General features: G+C 68.0%; 7 protein-coding genes. 5 read left to right on the top strand and 2 right to left on the bottom strand.

Going from position 1 to position 7,192, the window contains the following annotated elements:
* Positions 1 to 980, top strand: a 980-nt coding sequence (locus tag BU28_RS0117300; RefSeq protein WP_028720553.1) for an amidohydrolase family protein, incomplete at its 5' end; no start/stop codon positions are given.
* 20 nt (positions 981 to 1,000) lie between these two features.
* On the opposite strand, the gene hutC is transcribed toward BU28_RS0117300, so the two are convergent.
* A complete protein-coding gene (gene hutC / locus BU28_RS0117295) occupies positions 1,001 to 1,696 on the bottom strand; it encodes a histidine utilization transcriptional repressor HutC (protein WP_028720552.1) in 696 nt (231 codons plus the stop codon).
* A gap of 145 nt (positions 1,697 to 1,841) precedes the next feature.
* On the opposite strand from hutC, the gene BU28_RS0117290 reads away from it, so the two are divergent.
* Genes BU28_RS0117290 through BU28_RS23580 form a run of 4 tightly spaced genes read left to right on the top strand, consistent with a single transcriptional unit; the run spans position 1,842 to position 6,360 of the window.
* Positions 1,842 to 2,798: an ABC transporter permease gene (locus BU28_RS0117290; RefSeq protein ID WP_028720551.1), complete on the top strand. Its 957-nt coding sequence runs from the start codon at positions 1,842 to 1,844 to the stop codon at positions 2,796 to 2,798.
* 4 nt (positions 2,799 to 2,802) lie between these two features.
* The gene (locus tag BU28_RS0117285; protein ID WP_028720550.1) at positions 2,803 to 3,660 is read left to right on the top strand and encodes an ABC transporter permease; all 858 of its coding nucleotides are present in this window, start codon (positions 2,803 to 2,805) and stop codon (positions 3,658 to 3,660) included.
* A gap of 4 nt (positions 3,661 to 3,664) precedes the next feature.
* Positions 3,665 to 5,320, top strand: coding sequence for an ABC transporter ATP-binding protein (locus BU28_RS23585; protein ID WP_051578288.1), 1,656 nt, complete (start codon positions 3,665 to 3,667; stop codon positions 5,318 to 5,320).
* Positions 5,317 to 6,360, top strand: coding sequence for a succinylglutamate desuccinylase/aspartoacylase domain-containing protein (locus BU28_RS23580; RefSeq protein WP_051578287.1), 1,044 nt, complete (start codon positions 5,317 to 5,319; stop codon positions 6,358 to 6,360). Before BU28_RS23585 ends, BU28_RS23580 begins: the two co-directional genes overlap by 4 nt.
* A 21-nt stretch (positions 6,361 to 6,381) precedes the next feature.
* Here the strand turns inward: BU28_RS23580 and BU28_RS25875 are convergent.
* Positions 6,382 to 7,192: 2Fe-2S iron-sulfur cluster-binding protein (locus tag BU28_RS25875; protein WP_028720549.1), on the bottom strand; the 811-nt coding region annotated here is incomplete at its 5' end.

Raw genomic sequence — 7,192 nt, 5'->3', positions numbered from 1 at the left:
CCTATGCCGACTTGGCCGAGATGTCGGGCCGGATCGCGGCGGCAGCCGCGCAGACGGGCATCGGCCTGACGCTGCTGCCGGTGCTGTATCAATGGGGCGGGCTCGACCGCCGGGCGCTGGTGTCCGGGCAGGACCGCTTCGGCAATACGCCCGAGCGCTTCGCCCGCCTTGTCGAGGGCGCGCAGGGCCATGTGGCGCGGCTCGGGGCGGACAGCCGCATCGGCATCGCCCCCCACAGCCTGCGCGCGGTGGACGGGGACGGGCTTGCGGCCGCGCAGGCGCTGGCGGGGGACGGCCCGATTCACATGCACCTGGCCGAGCAGACCGCCGAGGTGGACGAGGTTCTGGCCACCACCGGCCGCCGTCCGGTCGAATGGCTGCTGGAAAACCTGGCCGTCGATCAACGCTGGTGCCTGATCCACGCGACCCAGATGACGCCCGGTGAAACCGTGGCCCTTGCCCGCAGCGGCGCGGTGGCGGGGCTGTGCCCGATCACCGAAAGCAGCCTGGGCGACGGTATCTTCGAGGGCGTGCGCTGGACGGATGCGGGCGGCGCCTTCGGCATCGGGTCCGACAGCAACATCCGCATCTCGCTGTCCGAGGAACTGCGGACGCTCGACTATTCGCAGCGGCTGCGCGACCGTTCGCGCGCCGCGCTGGCCAGTGCCGACCGTTCAACCGGTCGCGTGGTGTTCGAGGGCGCGGCCAGGGGCGGCGCGCAGGCGGCAGGGCGCGGGGCGGGCGCCATCGAACCGGGCCTCTGGGCCGATCTCATGGCGCTTGGCGACCTTGGCCCCGACGGCGTCGGCCGCGAGGACGACACCCTGCTGGACACCTGGATCTTCGCCAGGGACGATCGCGACGTGACCGACACCTGGTCGGCAGGGCGCCACCTCGTCGCGGAGGGTCGACACATCCGCCGCGCGCCGATCACCGCGGCCTACGCCCGCACCCTGCAGCGGCTGAGGCAGGCGATATAGCCCGGACCCCGGCAGGCGGTTCAATAGCGCGTCGTCATCCTGTAGCCGCGGTGGTAAAGCAGCCGGACAAAGGTGACGGACTGTCCCTGCCAGAAGGTCTGCCTTTCGATCTGGAACAGCGAATCGCCCGGGGCGCAGCCCAGATGCTGGGCCTGTTCCGGGGTGGCCGAGTTAGCTGAAAAGCTGACCTCGACATTGGAAAAGGGCACCTGCCGGACCAGCCATTCGTTCGGTCCGGTCGCCCCGAAGTCAGCGATGCGCGCGCCGGGCGTCGCCTTGAGATTGATCCAGCGGTCCTCGAACTGGTAAGGCTGGCCGTCGGCAAAATGGACGCAGGTCACATGGCGCAGCTGCGTGTCGGCATCAAGGTTCAGCCGCGCGCGCAGCCAGTCATGCGCCTTCAGGATATCCGAGCGCACCAGCGCATAGCGGTATTCCGCGCCCTGTTCCTCGATCTCGTTGCGCACCAGCGGGATGTCCAGGCGCATCTGCCGCAACGGCAGCAGGCGTACCCGGGAGCCCGCCTTCCGCTTGCGCTCGACAAGGCCATCCTCGACCAGTTCGCGCATGGCGCGGTTGATTGTGGCCCGGGCCGAGCCGTATTCCTGCGCCAGGTGCGTCTCGTTCGGCAACAGGCTGCCGGGCGGCCATTCGCCCCCGGTGATGCGGCGCAGCATGTCGGCCTTGATCTCGCGATAGCTTCTGGTCGCAACCATGGAACTCCCTTTCCAGCGTCTTGCCGCCAAAGCCGCGTCCAGCATCGACTTTTGGGCCTCCTGAAATCGGCACTGGACGCGGGGTGTATTGATCGTGATTATAGCTATGCATAACGAGTCGAAGTCCAGACATATGGCAGCCAAGATGTCCTCCATATCCAAGCTCATCCTGCGGCGGCTGGCGATCGGGGCAGTGACGCTGCTGATCGTATCGGCCATCATCTTCTGGGCAATCGAGCTTTTGCCCGGCGATATCGCGACCGAGGTCCTGGGTCAGTCCGCAACCCCGGAAACGCTGGCCGCCTTTCGCGAGCGATTCGGCCTGAACGATCCCGCCTTTGTTCGCTACATCCACTGGCTGGGCGGGGCGCTGACCGGGGACTTGGGGCTATCGATGGCGAACCAGCGCCCCATCTCGCAACTGCTGGGCGACCGGGCCTTCAACACCTTCTTCCTGGCCGGCTATGCCGCGCTGATCGCCATTCCGCTGGCGGTGGGGCTGGGGATCGTGGCGGCACTTTACCGCGGAGCCTGGCTGGACCGCTTCATCTCCTCCTCGACGCTGGCGGCGATCTCGTTCCCCGAATATTTCGTGGCCTATATCCTGATCCTGATCTTCGCAGTCCAACTGCAGTGGTTTCCGAGCCTGGCCGCGGTCACGCCCGGCATGGACCTGACAGAGCGGCTGTATGTGACCTTCCTGCCCGCGCTGACGATGGTGCTGATCGTCATGGCGCACATGATGCGGATGACGCGGGCGGCGATTGTTAACCTGCTGGCGCTTTCTTATGTCGAGATGGCCCATCTGAAGGGGATCAGGCGCCGCCGGGTGATCGCGGTCCATGCCCTGCCCAATGCCGTCGCTCCGATCGCCACCGTGATCGCGCTGAACCTTGCCTATCTGATTGTGGGCGTGGTGCTGGTCGAGGTGGTGTTCGTCTACCCGGGCCTGGGCCAGCTTCTGGTGGACAGCGTTGCCAAGCGCGACATCACCGTCGTGCAGGCCGCCTGCCTCATCTTTGCCGCAACCTATATCCTGCTGAACCTGGCGGCGGACATCATCGGCATGGTTTCCAACCCGCGCCTGCTGCATCCGAGGTAAGCCCGTGACGCGTTATCTGTCCCTTCTGCGCACCGCACCCTTTTCGGCCAAGCTCGCGATGGCGCTGATTGCAGTCTATGCCGTCACCGCCCTGTTCGCCCCTTGGCTTGCGCCCTATCCCGAAGCCCAAATCGTCGGCCCGAAATACCTGCCTTGGGCCACGCCGCACTGGCTGGGGACCGATGCCCTGGGGCGGGACGTGCTGTCGCGGCTGATCTACGGGGCGCGCAACACCGTGGGCGTCGCGCTGGTGACGACGATGCTGGCCTTCCTGCTGGGCACGACGACAGGGCTTCTGGCCGCCACGGTGGGGGGCTGGTTCGACACCATCAACTCGCGCGTGGTGGACGTGCTGATGGCAATTCCTTCGCTGATCTTCGCGCTGCTGATCCTGACGATCACCGGCACATCGGTTGTCGCGCTGGTGCTGGTCATCGCGGTGCTGGACAGCACCCGCGTGTTCCGGCTGTCACGGGCGGTGGCGCAGGGCATCCTGACCATGGACTACATCGAGGTCGCGCGGATGCGGGGCGAGGGCTTGGGCTGGATCATCCGGCGCGAGGTGTTTCCCAACGCGGCCGCTCCCCTGATCGCTGAGTTCGGGCTGCGCTTCTGCTTCGTCTTCCTGTTCATCTCGGCGCTGAGCTTCCTCGGTCTCGGATTGCAGCCGCCGACGGCAGACTGGGGCTCGATGGTGCGCGAAAGCGCCAAGCTGATCTCGTTTGCCAATTTCTCAAGCTGGCAGGCGGCGACATTCGGGCTGGCGCCGCTACTGCCGGCCGGGGCCATTGCCCTACTTACAGTGGCAGTGAACATGGTAGTGGATTGGGTGCTGCATGTTTCCAGCGGGTTGAAGGACTAAGACCATGGACGGACTTCTGAAGATCCGGGACCTGAGGATCGAGGGGCGCGCCCAGGACGGCTGGAGCGAGATCGTCAAGGGCGTGGACCTGACCATTGCCAAGGGGGAAGTCGTGGGCCTGATCGGCGAAAGCGGCGCCGGCAAGTCGACGCTGGGGCTGGCTGCCATGGGCTATGTCAAGCCGGGCCTGCGGATCGCGGGCGGCTCGATCCGCTTCGATGGGCAGGAACTGGTGGGCGCCCCGGAATCGGCTCTGCGCAGGTTGCGCGGGCGGCGCATCGCGTATGTCGCGCAGTCCTCGGCCGCCGCCTTCAACCCGGCCTGGCGGCTGATCGATCAGCATTGCGAAGCGCCGGTGCAGCATCGCGTCATGCCGCGCGCGCAGGCGCAGGCCGAGGCGGTCAGGCTTTACCGTGAGATGCGCCTGCCCGAGCCCGAGCTGATCGGCTTCCGCTATCCGCACCAGGTCTCGGGCGGGCAGTTGCAGCGGGCGATGACGGCGATGGCGATGGCCTGCCGGCCCGACCTCATCATCTTCGACGAACCGACCACCGCGCTGGACGTGACCACCCAGATCGAGGTGCTCGCTGCCATCCGCGACGCGGTGCGCGATCACGACACCGCCGCGATCTACATCACCCACGATCTGGCCGTGGTCGCGCAGATGGCCGACCGGGTGAAGGTGCTGCTGAAGGGGACCGAGGTCGAAGAGGCCCCAACGCGCGAGATGCTGGCCCATCCGCGCGAGAACTATACCCGCTCACTCTGGGCCGTGCGCGAGTTCCGCCCGAGCCCGCGCCCGCTGTCCACGGATCCCGAGCCGATACTGAGGGTCGAGAATGTCTCGGCAAGCTATGGCGAGTTGCAGGTGCTGCAGGACGTGTCATTCAGCGTGCCGCGCGGGCGGACCGTCGCGGTGGTGGGCGAAAGCGGCTCGGGCAAATCGACAACTGCGCGGGTCATCATGGGGCTGCTTGCGCCGACCGAGGGCCGCGTCGTCTTTGAGGGCCAGCCCTTGGTCACGAAAAGCCGCCAACGCCCGCGCGACCTGCAGCGGCGAGTGCAGATGATCCACCAGATGGCCGATACCGCGCTGAATCCGTGGCACCGGGTCCGCGACGTGATTGGGCGTCCGCTGGAATTCTTCCTGGGCATGCGGGGCGCCAAGAAGGAGGCGCGCATCCGGGAGTTGTTGGAGGAAATCGAGCTTGAGCCGGCGCAGTTCATCGACCGGCTGCCGGGCGAGCTTTCGGGTGGGCAGAAGCAGCGCCTGTGCATCGCCCGCGCGCTGGCGGCCAACCCCGACTTCATCATCTGCGACGAGGTGACGAGCGCGCTGGACCAGATCGTCGCCGAAGGCATCCTGCGCCTCTTGGACCGGTTGCAGCGCGACAAGGGGCTGAGCTATCTGTTCATCACCCACGACCTTGCGACCGTCCGGTCCATCGCCGACGAGGTGGTGGTGATGCAGAAGGGCAAGGTGGTCGAACAGGGCCCCAAGGACCGGATGTTCGCCCCGCCCCACCATCCCTATACCGAGCTGCTGCTGTCCTCGGTGCCGGAAATGGACCCGGACTGGCTGACCCGGCTGCTGGAACAACGGCGCCACAGTGCAGCCGGCGGAAGCGAGGGCGAAGGCGCAAGGGGGAACGCCGCATGATCCGATACGACACCGTTGCCTGCGCGCTGGACCTGGACGCGCCGGGCAAGTCCTGGGACTGGGTGGAACTGGACCATTCCGATAACGACCGGGATTATTCCGCGATCCGCAGCCCCCTGGGCGTGATCCGTGGCGGTGCCGGCCCCGTCGCACTGATCACGGGCGGCAACCATGGCGACGAATACGAGGGGCAGATCATCGCCCGGCGCCTGTTCGAGATGCTGGAACTCGCCGATGTCCCCGGCGGCCTGATCCTGATGCCTGCGCTGAACATGCCGGCGGTCTTGGCCGCGCGGCGGGTTTCACCGCTGGACCAGGGCAACATGAACCGTTCCTTTCCGGGCGCGACGGGGGCGGGACCGACGCGGGCGCTGGCGGGCTTCGTCACCGCCCATCTGATGCCGCGCGCGGAGCTGGTGATCGACCTCCATTCGGGGGGAACGAACGCCGATTACATCGACTGCGCCTATCTGACACTGACCGGCGACGCAGAGACGGACCGCCGCAACCGGACGCTGGCCGAAACCTTCGGCCTGCCCTGGACGGTCGTGGTCCCGCCCGGCAACACCGGAGGGGATCTCGATTCCGCCGCCCAGGCGGCCGGTTGCGCGATGTTTTCCTGTGAACTCGGGGGCGGGGGGCGGGTGTCGCGCGCCTCGCTGGACGCGGGCTGGCAAGGGGTGCTGCGGCTGCTGGCGGCCCAGGGCGTGATCGGCGCCGAGGCCGCGCGCAGGCTGGGCGCCGGAACAGCGCCGCCGACGCGCTTTGCCGATCTGGGCGCAGGCAGTGGCCATGTGACGGTGATGCGCCACGCGCTGGCCGAGCCGCTGGTCGCTCTGGGGGACCGGGTCGTGGATGGACAGCCGCTGGCGATCCTGCGCGACCTTTTCGACCTGGACCTGCCGCCGCAGGAACTGGCCGCCCCGGTCGCGGGCGTGATCCTGGTCGCGCGGCGCAACGCGCTGGTCCGGCCGGGAGACCACCTGTTCACCGTCGGGCCGGAACTGGACGCGGCGGCGGTCGAACGGATGCCGGGCTGACGGATCGGCCCGGCTCCCTTCTCATATTTCCAGCACCACCCGGCCGACGGGGCGCGAACAGCAGATCAGCACCTGCCCTGCGGGCGGCGGGTCCAGGGGTTCGCTGGTGTATTCCACCGCGCCCTCGCGGATCGTGCAGCGGCAGGTGTTGCAGATCCCCTCGCGGCAACTGAACTCGGGGGTCAGTCCTGCGGCCTCGGCCAGTTCGAGGATGGACCCCGCGGCGGCGTCCCATGCGGCGGTGACACCCGCGCGGGCAAAGACCACCTGATCGCCCTCGACTGCTGCGGCTGGGACGGCAGCCTGCGGGGCCGAGGACAGGCGCGGCGGCGCTTCGGGAACGGCGCGGGCGTCGGGGTCGGTCAGGAACTCCAGCCTCGCCAGCGATTTCGGCGCATGGGCGGGGACATGGGTAGCGGGCCTGACGCGCAGCGCCTCGGGTTCGGCCGCCAGCACCGCCAGCGAGCCACCCTTGCCGAAGAACTCATAGGCGATGCGCTCGGGCGCGATACCCAGGCCCGTCAGCAGCCGCCACATCGCCACCATGAAGGGCGTCGGCCCGCACAGATAGACCTGATAGTCGTCCAGCGGCAGCAGAGACTGCAGCAAGGCCCGGTCCACCACGCCTTCGGCGTCGAACCGGCCGGTGGCGCGGTCCGCGTCCGTGGGAGTGCGATAGACGTGGCGCACCGTGATGCGCCCCTCGGAAGCCGCCGCGAGCGCCGCGACCTCGTCCCGCATCGCATGGACGTCGCCGTTCTCGGAGGCGTGGACGAAGAAGGCGCGCCGGTCGGTCGCCGCCAGCCGGTGCAGCATCGACAGCAGCGGCGTC

Source organism: Paracoccus yeei ATCC BAA-599 (assembly GCF_000622145.1).
Taxonomy (GTDB): domain Bacteria; phylum Pseudomonadota; class Alphaproteobacteria; order Rhodobacterales; family Rhodobacteraceae; genus Paracoccus; species Paracoccus yeei.
This window is presented reverse-complemented; position numbering and strand designations above follow the sequence as displayed.

What these genes read in the sequence shown, in the direction of transcription:
- hutC (WP_028720552.1), bottom strand. Translation starts at nt 1,696, where the DNA reads ATGGTTGCGACCAGAAGCTATCGCGAGATCAAGGCCGACATGCTGCGC.
- BU28_RS0117290 (WP_028720551.1), top strand. Translation starts at nt 1,842, where the DNA reads ATGTCCTCCATATCCAAGCTCATCCTGCGGCGGCTGGCGATCGGGGCA.
- BU28_RS23585 (WP_051578288.1), top strand. Translation starts at nt 3,665, where the DNA reads ATGGACGGACTTCTGAAGATCCGGGACCTGAGGATCGAGGGGCGCGCC.
- BU28_RS23580 (WP_051578287.1), top strand. Translation starts at nt 5,317, where the DNA reads ATGATCCGATACGACACCGTTGCCTGCGCGCTGGACCTGGACGCGCCG.